General features: G+C 71.2%; 18 protein-coding genes. 8 read left to right on the top strand and 10 right to left on the bottom strand.

Annotated features, from left to right (window positions below; genetic code table 11):
* Positions 1 to 95: 95 nt before the first annotated feature.
* The 4 genes from ACFYR3_RS22950 to ACFYR3_RS22935 all read right to left on the bottom strand — a co-directional run bounded on the left by ACFYR3_RS22950 (position 96) and on the right by ACFYR3_RS22935 (position 5,778).
* Entirely contained in the window at positions 96 to 875 is a 780-nt protein-coding gene (locus tag ACFYR3_RS22950; RefSeq protein WP_355847063.1) for an oxidoreductase, read from the bottom strand.
* Between the two features lie 544 nt (positions 876 to 1,419).
* Positions 1,420 to 3,555, bottom strand: a complete 2,136-nt coding sequence (locus ACFYR3_RS22945) for an EAL domain-containing protein (RefSeq protein ID WP_356783645.1) — start codon at positions 3,553 to 3,555, stop codon at positions 1,420 to 1,422.
* Positions 3,552 to 4,364, bottom strand: a complete 813-nt coding sequence (locus tag ACFYR3_RS22940; RefSeq protein ID WP_355847057.1) for an SAM-dependent methyltransferase — start codon at positions 4,362 to 4,364, stop codon at positions 3,552 to 3,554. The genes ACFYR3_RS22945 and ACFYR3_RS22940 overlap by 4 nt, the downstream gene beginning before the upstream one ends.
* Positions 4,365 to 4,830: 466 nt before the next feature.
* Positions 4,831 to 5,778 (bottom strand): SCO0930 family lipoprotein, encoded by a 948-nt coding sequence (locus ACFYR3_RS22935; protein WP_355847054.1) that lies wholly within the window; start codon positions 5,776 to 5,778, stop codon positions 4,831 to 4,833.
* A gap of 272 nt (positions 5,779 to 6,050) precedes the next feature.
* Here ACFYR3_RS22935 and ACFYR3_RS22930 point away from each other — a divergent pair, with 272 nt between their 5' ends.
* From ACFYR3_RS22930 to ACFYR3_RS22920, 3 genes are all read left to right on the top strand, one after another.
* Positions 6,051 to 6,668, top strand: a complete 618-nt coding sequence (locus ACFYR3_RS22930; protein ID WP_355847051.1) for a hypothetical protein — start codon at positions 6,051 to 6,053, stop codon at positions 6,666 to 6,668.
* Between the two features lie 16 nt (positions 6,669 to 6,684).
* Positions 6,685 to 7,449, top strand: coding sequence for a hypothetical protein (locus ACFYR3_RS22925; RefSeq protein WP_355847048.1), 765 nt, complete (start codon positions 6,685 to 6,687; stop codon positions 7,447 to 7,449).
* 225 nt (positions 7,450 to 7,674) lie between these two features.
* Complete coding sequence (locus ACFYR3_RS22920) at positions 7,675 to 8,202, top strand: hypothetical protein (RefSeq protein WP_355847045.1); 528 nt, start codon at positions 7,675 to 7,677, stop codon at positions 8,200 to 8,202.
* Positions 8,203 to 8,333: 131 nt separating this feature from the next.
* Here the strand turns inward: ACFYR3_RS22920 and ACFYR3_RS22915 are convergent, their stop codons facing one another.
* A complete protein-coding gene (locus ACFYR3_RS22915; protein ID WP_355847042.1) occupies positions 8,334 to 8,825 on the bottom strand; it encodes a hypothetical protein in 492 nt (163 codons plus the stop codon).
* 331 nt (positions 8,826 to 9,156) lie between these two features.
* Here ACFYR3_RS22915 and ACFYR3_RS22910 point away from each other — a divergent pair, with 331 nt between their 5' ends.
* Positions 9,157 to 9,819, top strand: a complete 663-nt coding sequence (locus ACFYR3_RS22910; protein WP_355847040.1) for a class F sortase — start codon at positions 9,157 to 9,159, stop codon at positions 9,817 to 9,819.
* A gap of 111 nt (positions 9,820 to 9,930) precedes the next feature.
* Here the strand turns inward: ACFYR3_RS22910 and ACFYR3_RS22905 are convergent, their stop codons facing one another.
* Positions 9,931 to 10,776 (bottom strand): polysaccharide deacetylase family protein, encoded by an 846-nt coding sequence (locus ACFYR3_RS22905; protein WP_355847037.1) that lies wholly within the window; start codon positions 10,774 to 10,776, stop codon positions 9,931 to 9,933.
* 83 nt (positions 10,777 to 10,859) lie between these two features.
* On the bottom strand, positions 10,860 to 14,138 hold the full coding sequence (gene lysX, locus ACFYR3_RS22900) for a bifunctional lysylphosphatidylglycerol synthetase/lysine--tRNA ligase LysX (RefSeq protein ID WP_389284592.1): 3,279 nt from the start codon (positions 14,136 to 14,138) through the stop codon (positions 10,860 to 10,862).
* Positions 14,139 to 14,238: 100 nt separating this feature from the next.
* Between lysX and ACFYR3_RS22895 the strand changes: the two genes are divergently transcribed.
* Positions 14,239 to 14,703, top strand: coding sequence for a universal stress protein (locus tag ACFYR3_RS22895; RefSeq protein ID WP_355847031.1), 465 nt, complete (start codon positions 14,239 to 14,241; stop codon positions 14,701 to 14,703).
* A gap of 31 nt (positions 14,704 to 14,734) precedes the next feature.
* Here the strand turns inward: ACFYR3_RS22895 and ACFYR3_RS22890 are convergent, their stop codons facing one another.
* Positions 14,735 to 15,883, bottom strand: a complete 1,149-nt coding sequence (locus tag ACFYR3_RS22890; protein ID WP_355847028.1) for a CapA family protein — start codon at positions 15,881 to 15,883, stop codon at positions 14,735 to 14,737.
* Positions 15,884 to 16,170: 287 nt separating this feature from the next.
* Here ACFYR3_RS22890 and ACFYR3_RS22885 point away from each other — a divergent pair, with 287 nt between their 5' ends.
* The 3 genes from ACFYR3_RS22885 to ACFYR3_RS22875 all read left to right on the top strand — a co-directional run bounded on the left by ACFYR3_RS22885 (position 16,171) and on the right by ACFYR3_RS22875 (position 18,270).
* Positions 16,171 to 16,719, top strand: a complete 549-nt coding sequence (locus ACFYR3_RS22885) for a sigma-70 family RNA polymerase sigma factor (RefSeq protein ID WP_355847025.1) — start codon at positions 16,171 to 16,173, stop codon at positions 16,717 to 16,719.
* 135 nt (positions 16,720 to 16,854) lie between these two features.
* Positions 16,855 to 17,370: a hypothetical protein gene (locus ACFYR3_RS22880; RefSeq protein ID WP_355847022.1), complete on the top strand. Its 516-nt coding sequence runs from the start codon at positions 16,855 to 16,857 to the stop codon at positions 17,368 to 17,370.
* A gap of 219 nt (positions 17,371 to 17,589) precedes the next feature.
* Positions 17,590 to 18,270 carry an anti-sigma factor family protein gene (locus ACFYR3_RS22875; protein ID WP_389284589.1) on the top strand — a complete coding sequence of 227 codons (681 nt, stop codon included), beginning with the start codon at positions 17,590 to 17,592 and terminating at the stop codon, positions 18,268 to 18,270.
* Positions 18,271 to 18,281: 11 nt separating this feature from the next.
* Here ACFYR3_RS22875 and ACFYR3_RS22870 read toward each other — a convergent pair whose 3' ends face one another.
* Together ACFYR3_RS22870 and ACFYR3_RS22865 are read right to left on the bottom strand one after the other, a co-directional pair.
* Positions 18,282 to 19,142, bottom strand: a complete 861-nt coding sequence (locus ACFYR3_RS22870) for a DNA-formamidopyrimidine glycosylase family protein (RefSeq protein ID WP_355847016.1) — start codon at positions 19,140 to 19,142, stop codon at positions 18,282 to 18,284.
* Between the two features lie 38 nt (positions 19,143 to 19,180).
* Complete coding sequence (locus tag ACFYR3_RS22865) at positions 19,181 to 21,256, bottom strand: SpoIIE family protein phosphatase (protein WP_355847013.1); 2,076 nt, start codon at positions 21,254 to 21,256, stop codon at positions 19,181 to 19,183.
* Positions 21,257 to 21,267: the final 11 nt, after the last annotated feature.

The following is a 21,267-nucleotide window of genomic DNA, read 5'->3' as shown; positions in this document are numbered from 1 at the left end:
CCCGGGCGCGCTGCGCCGCGGAGCGCGCCCGGCCCGGTTCACCCCGCCGGGTTCACAGCATCGAGGCTCACCACGCCGGGGTCACCACGCCGGGGTCACCACGTCGGGATGAAGCCGCCGTCGATGACGAAGTCGCTGCCGGTGATGTTGCGCGAGCGGTCTCCGGCGAGGAAGAGGACCAGGTCGGCCACCTCGGACGGCTTGGAGAAGCGGCCGGTGACGGTCGCGCCCGACGCCTGGGCGACCACGTCGTCGGGCGTGAGTCCCGCGGCGGCCGAGACCGTCGCCGCCACTCCCCCGCCGCCGAGCCACAGGTCGGTCTCCACCGGGCCGGGGCTCACGGTGTTGACCCGGATGCCCTTCGGTCCGACCTCCTTCGACAGCGCCTTGGAGAACGCGACCAGGGCCGCCTTGCCCGCGCTGTAGTCGATCACGAGGGGGTCGGGCAGGGTCGCGTTGACGGAGCCGATCGTCACGACCGAGCCCTGCCCGGCGGCCAGCATCGACGGCAGGGCCGCACGGGTGACCCGTACGGCCGCGAGCAGGTTCAGATCGACCGTGCGCCGCCATTCCTCGTCGGTAACCGACAGGAAGCCACCGGTGCGGGCGGGGGCCGACCCCACATTGTTGACCAGCACGTCGATCCGTCCGCCCGCCGCCTCCACGAGCCGCCCGGCGGCGTCGGATTCGGCGAGGTCGACCGGCACCCAGGTGACGTTCCCCTTTCCGACCAGGGCGTCGAGGCCTTCGGACGTGCCGCGGGAGCCGGCGATCACCGTGGCGCCCGCGCCGGCCAGCGCCTCCGTGACCGCGAGCCCGATGCCCTTGCTGGCTCCGGTGACGACGGCGGTCCTGCCCTGAAGTTCCGTACTCATCCGTCTGGGCTCCATCTGTGAGAGGTGCGTTCCGTCAGTGAGTGATAGGGCCAGTGAGGCACAGGGAGGGCCGGGCGCGCGAGGCGTCCCGGGAGCGGATCCCAGGCCGGCCGACGCAGGCCGTACCCGGCATGGCCCGCCGGACGTGGCTGACGGCCGCGCAGGGGGCTGATCGGGGACCGGCCCGATCGGCGGACCGGACGGGCGCGGTGACGCCCGTACGCCAGGTGGGCCGCGGCGCAGCCTGTTCGCCGGGCGAATCGCGGTGGGGTTTGTACGCCTGGCGAGTCTCGGTAGGGCTTGTACGCCTGGTGAGTCGTAGTAGGGCTGCACGCCGGGTCGGTCGCGACACCCGGCGCGGGTGGCGGATCGCCCGGCCGGGGACAAGCCGTCCGGCCAGGCGGCACACCATCGGCCGGTCGGGCACGCCGACGGTCCGGCACCACGGCACCGCGCGGCGCAAGCCGAACGGCGTGAGGGCAGGCCGACAGCCGGACAGCGCGACGCGCTCTCCGCTTGCGGAGGCCGCGCCGCGCGAAGGCGTTCAGCCGACCGCGTCGACGAGCGCCAGGTCGTGCAGCCGCTCCGGCGGGCCCGGACGGGCGTAGTACCAGCCCTGGGCGGTGTCGCAGCCCAGTATCCGCAGCTGTTCGGCCTGGGCGCCGGTCTCCACGCCCTCGACCGTGACCGCGAGGTCGAGACTGTGGGCCAGGGAGACGATGCCCTCGACGATCTTCAGGTCGACCGGATCCGCCGGGAACTGCTGCATGCCCCGGGTGAAGGACCGGTCCAGCTTGAGGATGCTGACCGGCAGGCGGCGGAGGTTGGCGAGATTCGAGTAACCGGTGCCGAAGTCGTCGAGGGCGATGTCGACGCCCATCTCGGCGAGCCTGCGCAGCGGCTTGAGCAGGTCGTCGTCCGCGCCGATCAGCGCGGACTCGGTGACCTCGAGGCACAGCGCCTGGGCGTCGAGACCTTCGCGTTCCAGGATGTCGACCGTGTCCTGGACCAGGCCGGGATGGGTCAGCTGGCACGGCGAGAGATTGACGTTGACGCGGAGCGGGCCCGCGCCGGTGTGCCGTTCCTGCCAGGTGCGGGCCTGCCGCACCGACTGCTCCAGGACCCAGCGGCCGAGCGGCACGATCAGTCCGGTGTGCTCGGCGAGCGGGATGAAACGGTCGGGGCCGAGGACGCCGTGCTGCGGGTGCAGCCAGCGCACCAGTGCCTCCGCGCCGCGCACGCTGCCGTCTCCGAGGTGCACCAGCGGCTGGTACTCGATGAAGAACTCGCCCCGGTCCAGGGCGGCGGGCAGCGCGGTGGTGAGTCCGTTCCGGGTGATGGCGCGGGCGTCGGCCTCGGGGTCGGCCAGCTCGAAGCGGTTGCCGCCCGCGGACTTGGCCCGGTACATCGTGATGTCGGCGCTGCGCAGCACCTCGGCGGCGCCGCGCTCCCCGGCCGGGCCCTCTACGATGCCGACGCTGCCGCGCACGGTCAGGTCACGGCCGTCGATGCTGATCGGGGTGACGAGCGCGTTCATGATGCGCCCGGCCAGCTCGTCGACCTCGCGCTCGGTGTTCGGGCCGGTGGTGAGGGCCACGAACTCGTCGCCGCCGAGCCGGGCGACCATCTCGCCGGGGGCGGTCGCGCAGGACTGGAGGCGGTCGGCGACCTCGACGAGCAGCCGGTCGCCGGCCGCGTGCCCGAGGCTGTCGTTGATGGTCTTGAAGCCGTCGAGGTCGAGGTAGCACAGCCCGAAGCGCTGTCCCTCGCCCGCGGCCAGCGCCTTCTCCAGGCGCTCGAAGAACAGGGTCCGGTTGGGCAGTCCGGTGAGCGCGTCGTGCGTCGCCTCGTAGCGCAGCCGCAGATTGAGCAGCCGCCGCTCGGTGGTGTCCTCCATCAGCGCCAGCTGGTACTGGGGTTCGCCGTCCGCGTCGCGCAGCAGCGAGACCGTCAGATTGGTCCACAGGGCGGTGCCGTCGGGACGGTAGAAGGCCTTCTCGACGTGGTAGTGCTCACGCTGGCCCTGCACCAACTCCTCGTACAGGCGCCACACTTGAGGGGCGTCCTCGGCGTGCGTCCACTCGGGGACCTTGCGTCCGCGCATGGACTGTTCGGAGCCGCCGAACATACGCAGCAGGGCCCCGTTGACCTGGAGGATGTTGCCGTCGAGGTCGGCGATGCCGATTCCTATGGCCGCGCCCTCGAAAACCGCGCGGAAGCGGGCCTCGCTGTCGTGCAGCGCTTCGGCGACGGCGCTGCGCGCGGTCAACGCGGCCTGCGAGATGGCCTGTTGTTCGGCGAGCGTCCGCTCGCGCAGCGCCTCGGCGTACCCGGCGGCCATCGCGTGCTGGAGTCGTGCGGAGCGGGTCCGCAGCGCCTCCCCGGGCCCGTCCTCGCCGCAGTAGAGCACCAGGTAGGCGTCGACGCAGTCGAGGGCCCGGCTGAGCGCCTCGGGGTCGGTGCAGTGGGCGGCGACGAGTGCGGCGCCGACGGTCCGTCCCGCGGCCGCCTCGAAGTTCCTGGCCCGCAGGGCCTCACTCAACCGCCGGGCGAGCGGCAGCAGTTGTTCCTCGAACTCGGGCCGGGTCAGCGAGGTGGAGGTGACCGGGAAGACCGCGCGGCTCCAGATCGTCGCGAACCGGCGCAGTCTGTCTTCCGGCCCGTCCGGCTCGGCGGTCACGCCGTGCGTCCCACGCCGCCGAACGCGGAGAAGGAATAAGGATCCTCGTCCTCGGGTGCCGTGTCGGGCCGCCAGTTCGGCATCGGCACCAGTCCGGGTTCCACCATGTCGTACCCCTCGAAGAACCGCGCGATCTCCTCGCGCGTGCGCATGATCAGCGGGTTGCGGATGTTCTTGTAGACGTCGACCGCGCCCTCGGCCTGCTCCCGGGAGAGCGGAATTCCCTCGAACGCGGCGTGCGTGACGACGAGCACGCTTCCCGGCGCGAGGGCGTCGCGCAGTTCGGCCACTGCCCGGTACGGGTCGTCCGCGTCTTCCACGAAGTGAAGTATGGCAACGAGAAGCAGCGCGACCGGACGGTTCAGGTCGATCAGTCGCTGAACCTGCTGACTCGCCAGGATTTCCTGGGGCTTGAGCAGATCGGCGGCGACCACGTCCGCGTCCTCGTTGTCCCGCAGCACGGCTTGGCTGTGTGCGACGGCAACCGGGTCGTGGTCGACGTAGACGACCCGTGCGCCGGGCCGGGTGTTCTGGGCGATCTCGTGGACGTTGCCGAACGTCGGGATGCCGGAACCGATGTCGAGGAACTGGTCGATGCCCTCGCCGGCCGCGAAACGAACGGCCCGGCGCATGAACGCCCGGTTCGCCTGCATGACCTTGGGAAGGCCCGGCATGAACTCCATCGCCTTGCGTGCCGCTTCCCGGTCGACCTCGAAGTTGTGCGAACCGCCCAGGTAATAGTCGTAGATCCGGGACACGCTCGGCACTGAGATGTCAATGCTGCGAGGGGCCCAGGCGGGACGCTCCATCTATCTCTCCAAGGCGTAGGCGACGACATAGACGATCCGGTGTTCGAGCAGAGGCTACTGATCGCCTGCCAAAGGGGCGAGTCAAAACGGAAATTGACCGTCCGTTCCCGGTCACTGCCTCGGGCAAGTGCCCAATTGGCAACTGCGAACGTATCCCGGGCACGCCACGCACCGCCCCTGCGAAATCACTCCGAAGCATTCCAAAAAGCTCCGCGGGGTCACGAAGCGTGGCCAAGTCGCCGGTCGGGCCGGGGCGTTCTTTCACATCCGGGCCGCCGCCGGGATCTTTCACGTTCCGACGACGGCCGGAATGCTTCTTCGGCGCGCGGACGCACAAGGGTCCGCCCCCTCCGTGTGGAGGGGGCGGACCCTTGGCGACGCGTTTGGCGCTGTTCGGGCGAGCTGATCAACCGTGGGGTGCTGATCAGAACCGTGGGGAGTTGACCGACCGTGGGGAGTCGATGCCCTACTTGGCCGCGCCGACCGGCTTTCCGTCGGGCGAGACGGCGTACCACGTGCCGCCCACGCCCTGACCGTTGGTGTCACCGGGAGCACTGTCACCGGAGAAGGTGTAGATCGGCCAGCAGTTGACCGTCATCTGCTTCACGCCGTCCGGGCGGGTGAAGCCCATCAGGCCCTTCTTCTGGACGCCCTTGGTGTCGCTCGAGGGAACCGGAGCAACGGCGGGCCACTTCTCCAGGCAGGCGCCCGTGCAGGCCGACTTCGAGACGGGCCAGGCCTGGTCCTTCATGAAGCGGTAGACGGTCATGCCGTTCTTGTCGACGACGATCTCGCCGAGCTTCGGGTCGTTGCGGACCGACAGACCGGGGAGGGCGGCCAGCGTCGCCTTCTTGCCGTTGGGCGCCGAGGCGAACCAAGTACCGCCCACACCCTGACCGTTGGCGTCACCGGCCTTGGTGTCCTTGGCGAACCGGTACATGGGCCAGCCGCCTATGGTCAGCTGCTTCGTACCGTCGGTCCGGGTGACCTCACCGAGCAGCGCCTTGTCGACGCCGGTGGCGGCCTCGGCACCCTCGGCGGGCACGGGCGGCCAGGCGGTGGCGCAGGCGCCGTCACAACTCGACTTCGGCGGTTCGGCGGTGTCCTTGTCGAAGCGGTAGAGGGTGAATCCGGCGCCGTCGGTCAGCACCTTGCCGAGCTTGACGCTTTCCGTCACGGCGAGCTGGCCCGCGACTTCCGGCTTGGCGGCAGCGCTCTGGTCCTTGGAATCGGCGCCGTAGCCATTGCCCGCGGCGGCGGTGGCGGTCGCCCCGTAACCTCCCGCCACCGAGGTGGCACCCACGTTCTGAGCACCGGTCGAAGGGGTGCTCTGTTCCTGACCACACGCCGTCGTGAGCGCCAGCACGGCCGCAGCTGACGCTACGAGTGAGGCGCTCCGCCAGGAGGTCTTCATTGGTAACTCCCGCTGTTCGCATAAGTGTTGCAGCGCCCTGCAGCGCCGCGCATGGCCCTAGGTACGGGCGGGAGGGGCAGGAGTGTTCAAACGGGCCTCAAATTTCTTTCGGAATACTGTGACGCATACGGCGCCACTCGCCCACATGTTCGATCCACGCCCCGCGCTTCCCGCCCCGCACGTCAAGCCGCCGGGAGCCGGAGGTACCCCCTTCGGGGGCAATCCCGGACACTCCGGCGTGGCCGGGGCCCCCGCGACTCATGATCTCCGTCGTGCACGCACCCCAGCGGACCCGATCCGCCCTCGTCATACGCGTATTGGCGCTGACGGCGCTCACCTGGCTCCTCGTCGGCGCGCCGAGCGGAACGGCCGCGGCCGACGCCTGCGCGTACGCCTCCACGGGCCCCGGCGGCGACGGGATCACCGCGGTGGCCGTGGCGGGCAGCGGGGCGGTCGCCGTCGCCGGAAGCACCACCCGGTGCCCGACCCCGACCCCGCCCTGCCCGCCGACACCCACACCGACCCCGCCGCCGCCCCCCGAGCCCCCTCCGCCGCCGAAGCCGAAGCCGACGCCGCCCCCTCCGCCCACCCACGCGCCGAAGCCCGTACCGCCGCCTCCGCCACCGCCCCCACCGCCGCCTCCTCCGCCCGCGCCGAAACCGAGGCCCCTGCCGCCGCGGCCGGCGCCCGTCCTGGCGCCGAGACCCACGCCGAAGCCCCGGCCGACACCGAGCGCGCGTCCCGCTCCCCCGCCGGTTCCGGTCAGTTATCCGGCGTACCGCACGCCGCCGCACAAGCACCAACCCCGCAGCGGTCCGTCGCTGGTCTCGTTCACCCTGCTCATCACGGCGCCCGCGGTGCTCGCCGTCGCCGCGCTGCGCCCGCGCTGACCCCTGGAGGCACACTTTGTCGGATTGGCTTGTTCTCGCCCTCGCGATGGCGGCCGCGTGCCTCGTGGTCCTCATCGTGACCCTCGTACGCCATCGCAGGGCCCGCGAGGACGAGGACCCCACCGAGACCCCGGACGTCATCGAGTACATGACGATGATGATCGGCGTGGTGTACGCCATCGTTCTCGGTCTGGCCATCGCCGGTGTCTGGGAGGCCCGCGGGGGCGCCCAGGACCATGTGCAGGCGGAGGCGCAGGCCCTGCACGAGATCTCCGAGCGGGTCCGGGTCTACCCGCCCGAGGTGCGCGACCGCATCCGCGGTGACGTCGACACGTACGTCCACCACGTGGTCACCACCGAGTGGAAGACCATGGCCGAGCAGGGCCGGGTGACCGCCGAGGGCGGCCGGCTCCTCGACCGGATCCGGCACGACGTCACCGACTACCAGCCGAAGTCGGACTTCGAGGCGCAGGCGTACCAGCCGCTCCTCGACCAGGTGACGGCGGCCGACACCGCGCGCAGCGCCCGCGCCGACTCCACGGGGGCGACCATGCCGGGGGTGGTGTGGTTCGGGCTGATCACCGGCGCCGTGGTCACGGTCGGGATGATCTTCGCGCTGCAGATCCGGCGCACCGCCCGGGAACTGATCCTGGCCGGGCTGTTCTCCGCCCTGATCGCCTTCCTGCTCTTCCTGATCTGGGACTTCGACGCGCCCTACAGCCGCGGGATCACGGCGTCGGCGGAGCCCTTCACGGCGCTGTTCCCGCAGCTTCCCGGGTAACGGATCCACTGGGGAGACCCGGCGGACGGGGGACGGACGCCACGCCGCGTCCGTCCCCCGTCCGCACGTACGACATCCCTCGAACGGCCCACAGGATTGCCCCGTTCGCGCTACTGGGATCGCGCCCCCGTTCACCCTTTCCTAGCGTTTCGATCATCGAGGTGCATTTCTGGCGCAAGCGGAAAAGGTCCGCGGCAAGGCTCCTCGGGGACCTGGAGGCTCATCATGCGCGCGATACGCGTCGCTTCGGCCGCACTGCTGGGGATATCCGCCCTGACCTTCACCGCACCCGCCGCCTTCGCCGGTGACGGGGACCACGACATCACCCCGTTCGCCTTCAGCGTGCAGCCGTCGACCATCGCCGCGGGCGGTCAGGTGTCGCTGCTCCTGAAGCGGGACGGCGGGTGCAGGGGAACCGCCACGGTCACCTCCAGGGTCTTCGACACCGTCAGCATCCCGCCGGGGCAGTCCTCGGCCACCGCCATGGTCGACTGGGACGCCAGACCCGGGGCCGTGTACGACGTGACGTTCTCGTGCGGCGGAGCGAGCGGCAGCACCGGTCTCACCATCGCCGGCGGACGGCCGGTCACTCCGACCCCGATCCCCCTGCAGCGGGGCGTCCGGGCCGGAGTCGGCGGCAGCGTCGGCGGCTTCGACCTGAAGGAGATCGGGACAGGAGCCGCGCTCATCGCCGGTTCCGTCGGCGCCGCCTGGTACCTGTCGCGCCGACGCACCACGTCCGACGAATCCTGACGGGCCGGCACAGCCCTTCGCCCCGGGCCGTGTCAGGCGGGTCCGGAGCGAAGGGCTGTCAGGGGCGCTCCGCGCGGCGGACGGCCGGCCTCCGAAGGGGGCGGGACCGGCCGCTTCGCCGGCGGAACGGTTCAGATGTGCCTTTCCGACCTGCGCCGCATCCAGAACACCCCGCCGCCGACGGCCGCCGCGGCCACCAGACCGCCGCCGATCGCCATGTCGGTGGGCGTGGCACCGGTGGAGCTGCTGCCGCCGAGACCACCGCGCACACCGCCGATGACGGTGAACGCGGCCGGGCGGGTCAGCGGACCCGTCCCGTCGCAGTTGACGGTGATGTCGTACGAGCCGGGACGGGCGTCCTGGTTGATGGTGGCCGTACCGCTGGACGACTCGTTGTGGCTGCCCAGGAGCGGCGAGAGCCTCGCCTGACGGAACGCGGGCGAGGTCATGGTGCCTCCCCTCGGGCAACCGTCGACCGTCACGGTCAGCTGGCCGCCGCGGGCGATGACGCTGGGCATCGCGACGATGTTGCTCGGGGTGTTCCACGCCGCGGCCATCGGGGCGGCGAGCCCCACGGCGGCGACCGCGGCGGCAGACACCGCCAGGGCACGAGTAGTACGCATGTGATCCTCCGCGGGGGCGCCCCGGGAACCGTCCCCGGTGGATCGGCGAGAAAGCGCCTCCCAGACAGACCCTCAGATGCCGGGCACGGGGCCGCATTTCGGGAATGGTCCGTCCTGGTGAGAAGACACGCCGAAGGAATTCCACACAATCGGATATTGCCGCAGGTCACGGACCGTCAGAAAATTCCTGGTCACGGCAACTCGGATGGCGCACGGGGCATTCGATCCGCCACCCGTTCGCCCGCGCCCCGTCGCCGGGCGGTCCCGCTGCCATTAGCGTGCTCATATGCGCGGATGACGAGGCGACGGCCGCGTCGAGAGGGGATTGCGAATGTCTGCGTCCGAGCTGGCCGAAGAGGAGGAGCGGCAGAGGAAGCGCGCTCCTTGGGGCGTGATAGCGCTTGTTCTGCTGACCGGCCTCGCACTCATTCGGAATGGTTCCGGTGAGTTCGACGTGGGCCCCCCGCAGCCCGCCTCGGCGGCCGCGGCGGACAGCCGCACGCCCGGTGGCACCTTGTCGAACGCGCCCGACCCGCTGCCGTACTCCGTGGTCGACCGGGTGCGGATCCCGGCCATCCGGGTCGACGCCCCGGTGATGCCGGTGGGCCTGGACCTGGACGGATGGGTCGACGCGCCGCCGCCCGACGACCCGAATCTCGCCGGCTGGTTCACCGGCGCGGTCTCGCCCGGCGAGAAGGGCACGGCCGTGATCGTGGGCCATGTCGACAACATGCGGGGCCCGGCCGTCTTCTACGGGCTCGGGGCGCTCAAGAAGGGGAACCGGATCGAGGTCCTGCGCAAGGACGGGAAGACCGCGGTGTTCGAGATCTATGGCATCGAGGTCTTCGCGAAGAGCGATTTCCCCGGCGACCGTGTGTACAACAGCAAGGGCACCCCCGAATTGCGTGTCATCACGTGCGGAGGCGGTTTCTCCAAGCAGCACGGATACGACGGAAACGTGGTCGTCTTCGCCCGCCTGTCCGAGGTGCGCTGAGCGTTCCCGGACCGGGCGGGCGGAAAGCCGGTCGGCGCGGCATTCCGCCTCCCGCCGGCCGGTCCGGCCGAAAGCCCCGCGACACATGGTGCGCGGGGCCCGACTTCGGTTCTAGGCGTATTTCCGGCGCGGCACCGTGATGTGGTAGCCGGAGTCGAGCAGGTGCGGGAGATAGGCGCGCAGCGCCTGGACGCTCTGCGAGCGGTCGCCGCCCGCGTCGTGCGAGAGGACGACGACGCCCGGGGCGGCCTGCTTCTCGACCACACCGACGATCGAACGGGTGCCCGGCATCGACCAGTCGAGCGTGTCGATCGTCCAGGCCAGTGGCTCCATGCCGAGTTCGGCGCCGATCTGGAAGGTCGCCCGGTTCCACTCCCCGTACGGCGCGCGGAACCAGACCGGCGGCTCACCGTAGGCGTCGTCGATGACCTCGCTGGTGCGCTCGATCTCGGAGCGGATCGCGGAGCGCGAGAGCTTGGTCAGCAGCGGATGGCTCCAGGTGTGGTTGCCGACGACGTGTCCGTCGTCGGCCATCTCGCTCAGCAGGTCCTTGTTGTCGCCGGCCATCGCCCCGCACACGAAGAACATGGCGTGCACGTCGTACTCGCGCAGGGTGCGCAGGATCTCGGGGGTGTAGTGCGGGTCGGGGCCGTCGTCGAAGGTCAGCACCATGCTGCGGCCGCGTCCGGACATGCGCATGAACGGCTCGTGCCGGACGAAGGTCCGCAGGTGCGTGCTGCTCGGCGGCGGACCGTACCCGGCGATCGGCTGGAGGCGATAGACGGACGGCTTGAGGGCGCGGGACGCCTGCGGGCCGGAGAGCGGGAGACTCCGCGCCGGCTTCGCGGCCTGGTCGGCGGTCAGGACACGGGCTGTGCCCGCCGCCCCGGCCGCCCCCAGGAGGGCGGCGCCGGCGATCAACGCCCGACGCCGGGTAATAGGCTGATCCTTTTTCATGACCAATCATTCACCCGGCGGAGGGGCCACTCGGCCGAGCAACACCGGTGAGGCGTCACGAAAGCACCCGGCTGGACCATCTCTCAGCGGCGGCGCACCAGCGGGAACGGCAACGTTTCACGGATCGTCAGCCCGGTCAGGAACATGACGAGCCGGTCGACGCCGATCCCGAGCCCGCCGGTGGGCGGCATGGCGTACTCCAGCGCGTCGAGGAAGTCCTCGTCGAGTTCCATCGCCTCGGGATCTCCCCCGGCGGCCAGCAGCGACTGCTCGGTGAGCCGCCGCCGCTGCTCGACCGGGTCGGTCAACTCCGAGTAGGCAGTGCCCAGTTCCGTGCCGAAGGCGACGAGGTCCCAGCGTTCCGCGAGCCGCGGGTCGGTGCGGTGCTGCCGGGTGAGCGGGGAGACGTCGGTCGGGAAGTCCTTGTAGAACGTGGGCAGCCGCGTCTTCTCCTCGACCAGACGTTCGTACATCTCCAGTACGACGTCGCCGCGTCCGTCGTCCGCCGTGTACGGCACGCCCGCGCGGTCGCACAGCCGCAGCAGCGCCTCCAGCGACGTGTCGGCGTCGATCTCGTCCCCGAGCGCCTCGGAGACCGCCCCGTACACCGTCTTGACGGGCCAGTCCCCGGAGATGTCGTACTCGGTGCCGTCCTTGCGGGCGATCGGCGAGCCGAAAGCGGCGGTCGCGGCGCCCTGGATCAGTTCGCGTGCGAGGTCGAGCATCACGTCGTAGTCGGCGAACGCCTGGTAGGCCTCCAGCATCGTGAACTCGGGGTTGTGCTTGTAGGAGACGCCCTCGTTGCGGAAGGTGCGGCCCATCTCGAAGACCTTCTCCATGCCGCCGACGCACAGCCGTTTGAGGTAGAGCTCGGGTGCGATGCGCAGATACAGGTTCAGGTCGTAGGCGTTGATGTGGGTGGTGAAGGGCCGGGCGTTCGCGCCGCCGTGGATCTGCTGGAGCATCGGGGTCTCGACCTCCAGGTAGCCGCGGTCGAGCAGGCCCTGACGCAGCGCCTGGACGGCCGTGGAGCGGGCCCGTACGACATCTCGGGCGCCGGTGCTGGACACCAGGTCGAGATAGCGGCGGCGGACCTTGGCCTCGGGGTCCGCGAGTCCCTTGCGCTTGTCGGGCAGCGGGTGCAGGCACTTGGCGGTGAGCTGCCACGAGGCCACGAAGACCGTGGGTTCGCCGGTGTCGCTGGCACCCGCGAGACCGTCGGCGCTGATGTGGTCGCCGATGTCGACGACGTGCCGGAAGCGGTCGAGCGCGGGGCCGGACTCCTTGCGGGTGAGGGCGATCTGGAGATCGCCCGACCAGTCGCGCAGCACGGCGAAGAGGATGCCGCCGAAGTCGCGTACGAGCATCACGCGTCCGGCGACGGTCACGTCCTCGCCACCGCGCACGTCGGCCAGGACATGGGTGCGCGGCGGGATGCCGACCGGGTAGGGGTCGGTGCCGTCGGCGCGCAACCGGTCGAGTTTGCGGTGCCGCACGCGGACCTGGTCGGGCAGACCGGTGGTGGGATCGCCTGCCTCGGCCCCGTCCCCCGTGCCGAGTCCGAGGGCCGTCAGCGAGGGCAGCCCCGCGGTCGTGGCGGGTTTGGGTCCGCCCTTCGCGTGCCCCTTGCCCCACAGCGTGCGCAGCGAGGGCACGGAAACGAAGCCCTCGGCGATGGCGGAAGCCATGCCGATACGGGCCAGGGCGCCGGTGTCGCCGTAGCAGATGAAGCGCGGGTACCACTCGGGGTGGTACTTGGCGTTGGAGCGGTACAGGGCCTCCAGCTGCCACCACTTGGAGAAGAACAGCAGCAGCCTGCGCCAGAGTCTGAGCACCGGGCCCGCGCCGATGCGTGCGCCCTCCTCGAAGACCGAGCGGAACACGGCGAAGTTGAGGGAGATGCGCCGGACACCGAACTTCCCCGCGACCGCGCACACCTCCGCGACCATGAACTCCATGACGCCGTTGGGCGCGCTGCGGTCCCGGCGCATCAGGTCGAGGGAGATGCCGTCGCGGCCCCAGGGCACGAAGGAGAGCAGCGCGAGGAGTTTGCCGTCGGACCCCATCGCCTCGACGAGCAGGCAGTCGCCGTCCTCGGGGTCACCGAGCCGGTCGAGGGCCATCGAGAAGCCGCGCTCGGTCTCGGTGTCTCGCCAGGCGTCGGCCCGGCAGACGATCTCCTCCATCTCGGCTTCGGACAGGGTGGAGTGCCGGCGTACCCGGCAGGTGGCGCCGGTGCGTTTCACGCGGTTGACGGCCTGGCGGGTGACCCGCATGTCGCGGCCGGAGAGGTCGAAGCCGGCGACCTGAAGGATCGCCTCGTCGCCGAGCTGCAGGGCGCCGAGCCCGGAGCGCGCGAACGCCTTGGCGCCCTCTTCGGAGGCGCCCATCGCGGCGGGCGCCCAGGCGTAGCGGCGGGCGATGTCCAGCCAGGCGCCGATCGCGTGCGGCCAGGCCTCCCGGTCGCCGACGGGATCGCCGCTGGCGAGGCACACTCCGGCCTCGACGCGGTAGGTGACGGCCGCCTTGCCGCTGGGCGAGAAGACGACGGCCTTGTCGCGGCGGGTGGCGAAGTAGCCGAGCGAGTCGTCACCGCCGTACGCCTGGAGCAGGGCCCGGATCCGGGCCTCCTCGTCGCCGTGCAGGGCCGCGACCAGCCGCTGGGAACGGAAGAGCGCGGCGGCGGCGTTGAGCAGGGCGAGGGCGCCGAACAGGCCGAGGACGAAGAACAGCCAGCGCGGCGGGCGGCCGTCGAACGACCGTCCTGAGACGAGTCCGCCGCAGACCCGGTTGGCGGCCCACAGCAGCCGCTGGCCCTCCGCCAGAGTGCCGGGGAACAGCTCGACCAGGCCCCAGCCGACCAGGATCGCCACCACGAGTCCGGTGAACAGGACGAGCAGGGCCCGTCGTACGGCGGCGCGCCGCGAGTCGGCGTAGAACTCCCGGCGGGCCACGATCAGCAGGGCGAGCAGCAGTCCGCAGACGATCAGCGAGGGGATCGAGGCGGCGTACAGGCCGACGGCGACCCCGAGGGCGTCGGTCAGGACCAGCAGGCCGAGGTAGACGACCACCAGCCACCAGGCGATCCTCTTGCGGGCGGCCGTCGCGGCGGCGAGCAGGAAGAGGAAGACGGCGTACGCGAGGTTGGCGCTGACAGGGATGATCAGAAGGTCGAGGAAGCGCACCACCGGGCGCAGCAGGGCGCGCACCGGGGGGATGAACGCGAGCAGGGTGCAGAGGAGGCCGATGGCGCCGAAGAAGGTCGCGAAGCCTTCGGGCACCTTGCTGAGGAAGCCGTCCCGGGGCGGCCGTTTGGGGCCGGTGGTGGTCTTCGGCGGGCGGGCCTCCACGGTGGCACTCATGGTTCCGACTGTAGGAAGAGCGGCGCCGCCCCGCCCGTCGAGCGAACCTCCCCGCTCCCCCGAGGCCGGTGGAGCCGCGGGTTCCGATAGCCTCGCAGCCGTGACGGAAGAGCAGCACGCGCATCAATTCGAGCGCGGGACGGACGGTCCCAAGGTCATCGTCGTCGGTGTCGACGGCTCCGACTCCTCGCTGCGCGCCGCGGCGTACGCCGGGGGCCTGGCGCGGCGGCAGCGGGCGCTGCTCGCGGTCGTCTACATCAAGCCGGTGATGGCGGCGGGGGCGGCGCTCGGGGTGCCGGTCGCGGAGACGACCGACGAGATCGCCGAGGATCTGATCCAGTACATCCGCGACGCGACCGAGCGGGTGAAGGACATATTCGATGTGCGCTGGGAGTTCCACACCTTCCACGGCGACCCCTACAACGGCCTGGTCACGGCCGCGGACGAGCTGAAGGCGGACGCCGTGGTGGTCGGGGCCTCCGAGCAGGCCGGGCACCGTATCGTCGGCTCGGTGGCGATCCGGCTGGTGAAGGCGGGGCGCTGGCCGGTCACGGTCGTGCCGTAGGGCGGCTCCCGCGTCACTTCCCGCTCTCGCGTCACTTCCCCATGACGAGGCCGGCCCGACCTGCGCCCCGGCCGAGGACGACGTTCCGGATCCGGTCGCGGACAGGGCCGACCGCGGCCCCCTGTTCCAGCGCGGCGTTGAGATCGACGACCCGGCCGGCGTCGAGGTCGAAGGCCAGCGGGATGAACTCGGCCTTCGTCACTTCCCAACGCTCTCCCCGTCGCGCGGGCGGGGCGAAGGTGAAGCGTCCGATCGTGCTTTCGTCGCCGCGCGGGTCCTGGACGCCCTGGTCGTTGTACATCTCGCCGGCGATCTGGTCACCCGTGCCGTAGACGACCCAGGTGCCGTTGACCTTCTCGTACGCCTGCGGGACGTGGGCGTGGGTGCCGAGGATCAGGTCGATGTCGGGCCGCCCGTCGGTGCGGGACGCGGTCAGCTGTCTGCTCAGCAGCAGTTGCCGCTCGTCGGGCTCGTCCTGCCACGCGGTGCCCCGGTCGAGGGAGACGACGACCACGTCGGCGCCCGCCTTCCGGGCGGCACGGGCGTCCGCGAGGATCCGGTCGGGGTCGATCAGGCCGACGGCCCAGGGCTGCCCCTGCGGGAGCGGAAGCCCGTTCGCGTTGTCGGTGTAAGCGAGTTGGGCGACCCGGGCGCTGCCCGCCCGCATCAGGGTGGCGCCGTTCGCCTCCTGCGCGGTGCGCGCCGATCCGGCGTGCCGCACGCCCGCGCGGTCCAGCGCGTCCAGGGTGCGCCGGACGCCGTCGGCGCCGTCGTCCAGGGTGTGGTCGGAGGCGGTGGAGCAGGAGTCGTAGCCCGTCGCGGCGAGGCCCTCGGCCACCTGGGGCGGGGACTTGAAGGCGGGAGAGCCGGTGTAGTCGGCGTCGTACACGGTCTCCATCCGGCAGATCGCCAGGTCGGCCCCGGACACGACGGGGCGGACGCCCGCGAGCATCGGCCGGAAGTCGTATCCGCTGCCTCCCGCGTCGGAGTTCGCCCGCTCGACGACCGAGCGGTCCGGCAGGACGTCGCCGCCGGCGACGAGTGTGAAGCCGCGGGCGGCCGCGGGGGCGGGCTGCCCGCTTCGCGGGTGCGCGGCAAAGTCGTGGGCCTGGCAGGCCGCCGCGGCCGCGATGAGGGCGGCCGCGAGGGCCAGATTGATCTGTCGCGCGCGTGTGATCATGCCGGGCCCCATACCGTCGTATTTACTTACTAATTGATACGCATCCACGTACACGGGCAGTCGGCAGTCAAGGAGACACCACCGCCGCTAGCCCGTTCGGCGCTCACGGACCTGCCCGTCGGGACGAACAGCGGGGTGAACAGTGGTGCGACGGCGGTGCCCCCGGAATCCGGGGCTCCACCTCGGCGGACCGTTCGGCGCACCGTTCACCGACGGCTTCGACCGCCCACCGCACAGCCGTGTTCCCGGCCTGTCCGCGAGGGGCGCGGCACGCTGACATACACGCCATGACGGCCGGAACCACCACCATCACCCACGGGACGACCGCCGAGCACGAGCTGGCCGCGCTGCAGCGCGAGCACGGCCGCCCCCTCTTCGCCCTGCTGTTGCGCCTGTCCGACGGCGACCGCCAGCGCGCCGAGGACCTGCTGCAGGAGACGTTCGTACGTGCCTGGCAGCATCCCGAGGCCCTGCGTGCCGACGACTTCGACTCCGTACGGCCCTGGCTGCTGACCGTGGGGCGGCGGCTGGCCATCGACGCACGCCGGGCCCGGCAGGCACGGCCTCCGGAGGTCGGGGACGCGGTCCTCGACAACGCGCGGGTCTGTGCCGATCACGCCGAACGGTCGGCGGCGACGCTCGATGTGCGGGAGGCTGTGAAGACACTCACTCCCGAACACCGTGAAGTCCTGGTGCTGGTGTACTTCCAGGGGGCGAGTGTGGCGGAGGCCGCCGCGGCACTCGGGATTCCGCCCGGTACCGTGAAGTCCCGCGCGTACTACGCGCTGCGCGCCCTGCGCCGGGTTCTTCCGGGATACGCGGCCGACCTGCGGTGAAACCGAAGGCTTAGTCAAACCTCCGTAAAGCGCCTTGCTGAGGACCATGGTTGAGCAATCAGCTTGCCTCATCCGTGTTCCGGACTGGGGCCCGGGGTCGGGCGACGCGCACGCACCGGAGGAAGGCAGGAAGGGATGCTGCACAGAGGGCAAGAGAGCACGGACGGCACCGACGGGGGCGAACTCACCGTCCCCATGGCCTGGTTGTACGCCGAGTACATCGCCGACGAACTGCTGCGTACGGGCGACCTGATGCCGCCCACCTCCTTCGAGTTCCGCGCCGGGCGCGACGCCCTCGCGCTGACCATCTTCCTGTCCGACAGCGGGGGCGAACTCTCCGGAATCCGGGTCATCACCCAACTGGAGACCTGGCTTTCGCTGACGGCGTACGACCAGCCATGGCACGCGTGGGTGCGCGAACACCTGGCGCTGCGCGCGGCCGAGGCCACCGGATCCGCCGCGCCCGATCCCGATCTGCGGCTGGCCTCCGCGGCCTGGCGCTGGTTGGAGGAGACGGAACTGCTCGCTCCGGACCTGGACGCAGTGCCCGGCGGCGGCTCCGTACCAGGTGAGGACGACGGTCCGAAAGTGTGGACGGCGGCCTGGCGGCTGGGGTTGCCGCTCGGGCATCTGGCCATCCACCTCTTCTGACGGCGGCCGTGACCGCGCCGGGAACTCTTCCGACGCGGCCGCGACCGCGCCAGGAACAGTTTTTTCGAGCTCGCACCAATCCGCGAGCGCCCGTGCTCCGAATGTCCTGACCCCGATTCCGGACGAGTCTTGAGTGATTCGACGGTCTGGTGCGTACCCGTGGGCAACAGCAACACCACTCACAGTCCGCACCAACGCCACGAGGATTCGGTATTCGGTATGAGGTCCCTGGAACGGCATCGCGACGTCGGCGCCTATGCGCTCGGCGTGCTCGGCGAGGCGGAAGCCTTCCGCTTCGAGGACCACCTCATGGAGTGCCCTCGGTGCACGGCGTACGTCAGCGAGTTCCGCCCCGCCACACGGCAGTTGATGCTGTACCGCCGGTCGACGCCGCGCAGCGTGCACCCTTTCGCCGCTCCCGGTCCGCGACTGCTCGACCGGCTGCTCGGTGAGGTGGCCACGCGCAACCGGGCCGGCCGCCGACGCCTCCTGTACGCCCTGGCGGCCTCCGTGGTGCTCGCGGCGGGCGGTCCCACGATCGCCGTCGTCACCGCGCACGGCTCCCCCTCGGACCATGTCGCCGCGGCCGACCCCCCGGCGAGCCAGATGGCCAGGACCGACGCGGAGACCGGGGTCTGGGCCCAGGTGACGACCCGGGACCGGGTCTGGGGCAGTGAGATCGAGGTCCAGGTCAAGGACGCCAAGGGCCCCCGCTCCTGCGAGCTCGTCGCGATCGGCGATGACGGCTCGGAGCAGTCGGTGACGAGCTGGATGGAGCCCCCGCACAACGGCGCCGCCATCACCATGCAGGGCGGCTCGTCGATGCGGACCGACGAGATCCGCCAGTTCGAGGTGCGCACGGCGGACGGCAAACACCTCGTGACGCTCAACTCCCCCTGAGCGGCGCCCGCCTACTTGAGCAGCCGGGACATCCGCCGGTCCGCCAGCGGCTTGCCGCCGGTCTGGCAGGTCGGGCAGTACTGCAGCGAGGAGTCGCTGAAGGAGACCTCGCGGATGGTGTCGCCGCACACCGGGCAGGCCTCCCCCGTTCTCCCGTGCACCCGCAGGCCGCTTTTCTTCTCCGCCTTCAGCCGTCCGGCGGCCAGCCCGTGGGAGCGCTCCACCGCCTCGGCGAGCGTGCCGCGCAGCGCCTCGTACAGCCGCCGGGTCTCCTCGGGGGTCAGCGAGGAGGCGATCTTGAAGGGGGACATCCGGGCGGCGTGCAGGATCTCGTCGCTGTAGGCGTTGCCCACGCCCGCGATCAGACTCTGGTCGCGCAGCGCGCCCTTGAGCCGGCGCCGCTCGCCCTGGAGCAGTCCGGCGAACCGCTTCTCGTCGAAGTCGTCGGCGAGCGGGTCCGGGCCGAGCCGGGCGACACCGGGAATCAGCTGCGGGTCCTCGACGACGTACACGGCGAGCCGCTTCTGGGTGCCCGCCTCGGTGAGGTCGAAGCCCTCACCGGTCTCCAGCGCGACGCGCAGCGCGAGGGGGCCCTTGCCGGGCTTGGGCGGGCCGTCGGGGAGTGTGTCCTTCCAGTGCAGCCAGCCCGCGCGGGCCAGATGCGTGACGAAGTGCAGGCCGTCAGCGTCGATGTCGAGGAACTTGCCGAACCGGCCGACAGCGGTGACCTCGCGTCCCTCCAGGGCGGAGACGGGAGGGTCGTACGTCTTCATGACGCTGATGGCGACGGGCAGTACGCGCACGACCCGGCGGCCGACGAGATGGTCGGCCAGGAAGTCCTTGAGCGCTTCGACCTCGGGCAGTTCCGGCATACGTCCAGAGTGCCATCCGGCGCCGACGGCGCGAGGGATCAGTTCCGTTCCCGGACCATGAACTCGCACCACACGCACTTGCCGCCGCCGCGGGCGTCGACGCCCCACACGTCGGTGAGGCGGTCGACGAGCAGCAGTCCGCGGCCGGAGACACCGGACTCGCCGGCCTCGCGGCGGCGCGGCAGCGCGCTGGAGGAGTCCTCGACCTCGACGCGCAGTCTGCGGTCAGATCCGGTCAGGACGCGCAGGGTGACGATGGCGGAGCCCTCGGTGTGCATGAGGGCGTTGGTGATCAGTTCGTCGGCGACCAGCTCGATCTCGTCGGCCCGTTCACGGGCCCCCCAGGCGCGGACCGCGGCCCGGATCATGTGGCGGGCCTCGATGAGCGCTTCCGGGTCGCCGGGCGCCACGTGCTGCTGGAGGCGCCCGCCGGAGCGCTGGTCGATCACACCGTGGCGGCGCAGGAGCAGCAGGGCGACGTCGTCGTCCCCGCCGCGCTCCTCGGCCATCTCGATGAGCCGGTCGGCGAGGTCGCTGACGTCCTCCGGGCCGCCGCGGATGATTTCCCCGAGGATGCGCATGCCCTCGTCGAGGTCGACGCCCGGCTCCTCGACGAGCCCGTCGGTGCACAGCAGCAGGGTCTGGCCGGGGTCGAGTTCGACGGTGGAGACCGGGTATTCGAGGCGTCCGAACTCGGCGGACAGGCCGAGCGGCAGGCCGCCTTCGACGGGCAGCCTGCGGGACGTTCCGTCGGTGTGCCGGACGAGCGGGTCGATGTGGCCGGCCCGCACCATCTGGGCCACTCCGGTGGACAGGTCGATCTCGGCGTACAGGCAGGTCGCGAAGCGGTCGGTGTCGAGTTCGTCGAGGAAGACCGAGGCACGGGCCATCACGGTGGGCGGGGTGTGGCCCTCGGCGGCGTAGGCGCGCAGGACGATGCGCAGCTGGCCCATGACGGCGGCGGCGTGGGTGTCGTGGCCCTGGACGTCGCCGATGACGGCGCCGACGCGGCCGCCCGGCAGCGGGATCAGGTCGTACCAGTCACCGCCGATGTCCCGGCCGAGGGAGGCGGAGCGGTAGCGGACGGCCACGTCGGCGTCGGCGACGCTGGGGATGGAGCGCGGCAGCATGGCCTGCTGGAGGCCCTGGGCGAGGTCCTTCTCCTGTTCGTAGAACATGGCCCGCTGGAGGCTCTGGGCGATGCTGCTGCCGAGTGCGACGAGGACGTTGCGCTCGTCCTCCGAGAAGCCGTGCCGGTCGTTGTAGAGCAGGCCGATCGCTCCGATCGGGCGGGCCTGCACGATGAGCGGCAGATACGCGGCCGAGGTGATCTTCAGGCCGGTGATGTTCGGCCACAGGAGCGGGTACGACTCGGCGAACTCCTCGGGCGACTCGATGAAGTGCGGCGCGAGGGTACGTACGACCTCGTTCATCGGGTACTGCGCGTCCAGCCGCGTGACCCGGGTGCCGGGGACGTAGCTGTGCTGGGGGCCCGTGGCGACCATGCGGATGCGGCCCGCCTCCACCAGGCCCATGACCAGGCTGGCCGCGCCGAGATGGGTGAGGCCGTGGGTGTCCTGCAGGACGTCGATGACGTCCTCGACCGTGCGGGCGTGGGCCAGCGCGGCCGTGGTCAGCTGGACGACGTTGGTCTGCTGGCGCCGAACCTCGTTCTGGGCGGCCTGTTCACGGCGCGCCGCGCTGTCGTCGAGCTCGTCGGTGGCGTCGCGGACGATGCCGATGATCCGGCGCGGCCGGCCGGTCTCGTCGCGGCGGATATAGCCCTGGGTGTGGGTCCAGCGCAGGGTGCCGTCGCGGCGGCGGATGCGAAAATAGGCACCGTAGTTCTCGCTGCCGTCCTTGAGGGCGTGGGACACCATGGTGTCGAGACGGAGCGACTCGGCCTGCGGGACGCGTATGCCCAGGGTGGCGGGGTTCCCGTCGAATTCGTCCGGGCGCACGTCGAAGACCTCGTGGGCCTGGGCGTCCATCTGCATCAGACCGGTGTCCAGGTCCCAGTCGAAGCTGCCCATGCGGTTGAGCGCCAGGATCGGATCCGGGTGGGCGGGCCAGTCGTCCGGGAGTGACAGGGCGCTCGCTCCCCGATCAACCATGGGGCAACCAT

Source organism: Streptomyces sp. NPDC005784 (genome assembly GCF_042871525.1).
GTDB lineage: Bacteria > Actinomycetota > Actinomycetes > Streptomycetales > Streptomycetaceae > Streptomyces.
The sequence above is the reverse complement of the archived record's forward strand: the minus strand, read 5'-3'. Positions and strand labels throughout refer to the sequence as shown.

Bases quoted from the DNA above. Each gene is read 5' to 3' on its own strand.
- ACFYR3_RS22950 (WP_355847063.1), bottom strand. From the start codon at position 875: ATGAGTACGGAACTTCAGGGCAGGACCGCCGTCGTCACCGGAGCCAGC.
- ACFYR3_RS22920 (WP_355847045.1), top strand. From the start codon at position 7,675: ATGCGCGCGATACGCGTCGCTTCGGCCGCACTGCTGGGGATATCCGCC.
- ACFYR3_RS22875 (WP_389284589.1), top strand. From the start codon at position 17,590: ATGAGGTCCCTGGAACGGCATCGCGACGTCGGCGCCTATGCGCTCGGC.
- ACFYR3_RS22880 (WP_355847022.1), top strand. From the start codon at position 16,855: ATGCTGCACAGAGGGCAAGAGAGCACGGACGGCACCGACGGGGGCGAA.
- lysX (WP_389284592.1), bottom strand. From the start codon at position 14,138: ATGAGTGCCACCGTGGAGGCCCGCCCGCCGAAGACCACCACCGGCCCC.
- ACFYR3_RS22885 (WP_355847025.1), top strand. From the start codon at position 16,171: ATGACGGCCGGAACCACCACCATCACCCACGGGACGACCGCCGAGCAC.
- ACFYR3_RS22870 (WP_355847016.1), bottom strand. From the start codon at position 19,142: ATGCCGGAACTGCCCGAGGTCGAAGCGCTCAAGGACTTCCTGGCCGAC.
- ACFYR3_RS22890 (WP_355847028.1), bottom strand. From the start codon at position 15,883: ATGATCACACGCGCGCGACAGATCAATCTGGCCCTCGCGGCCGCCCTC.
- ACFYR3_RS22905 (WP_355847037.1), bottom strand. From the start codon at position 10,776: ATGAAAAAGGATCAGCCTATTACCCGGCGTCGGGCGTTGATCGCCGGC.
- ACFYR3_RS22915 (WP_355847042.1), bottom strand. From the start codon at position 8,825: ATGCGTACTACTCGTGCCCTGGCGGTGTCTGCCGCCGCGGTCGCCGCC.
- ACFYR3_RS22935 (WP_355847054.1), bottom strand. From the start codon at position 5,778: ATGAAGACCTCCTGGCGGAGCGCCTCACTCGTAGCGTCAGCTGCGGCC.
- ACFYR3_RS22940 (WP_355847057.1), bottom strand. From the start codon at position 4,364: ATGGAGCGTCCCGCCTGGGCCCCTCGCAGCATTGACATCTCAGTGCCG.
- ACFYR3_RS22865 (WP_355847013.1), bottom strand. From the start codon at position 21,256: ATGGTTGATCGGGGAGCGAGCGCCCTGTCACTCCCGGACGACTGGCCC.
- ACFYR3_RS22910 (WP_355847040.1), top strand. From the start codon at position 9,157: ATGTCTGCGTCCGAGCTGGCCGAAGAGGAGGAGCGGCAGAGGAAGCGC.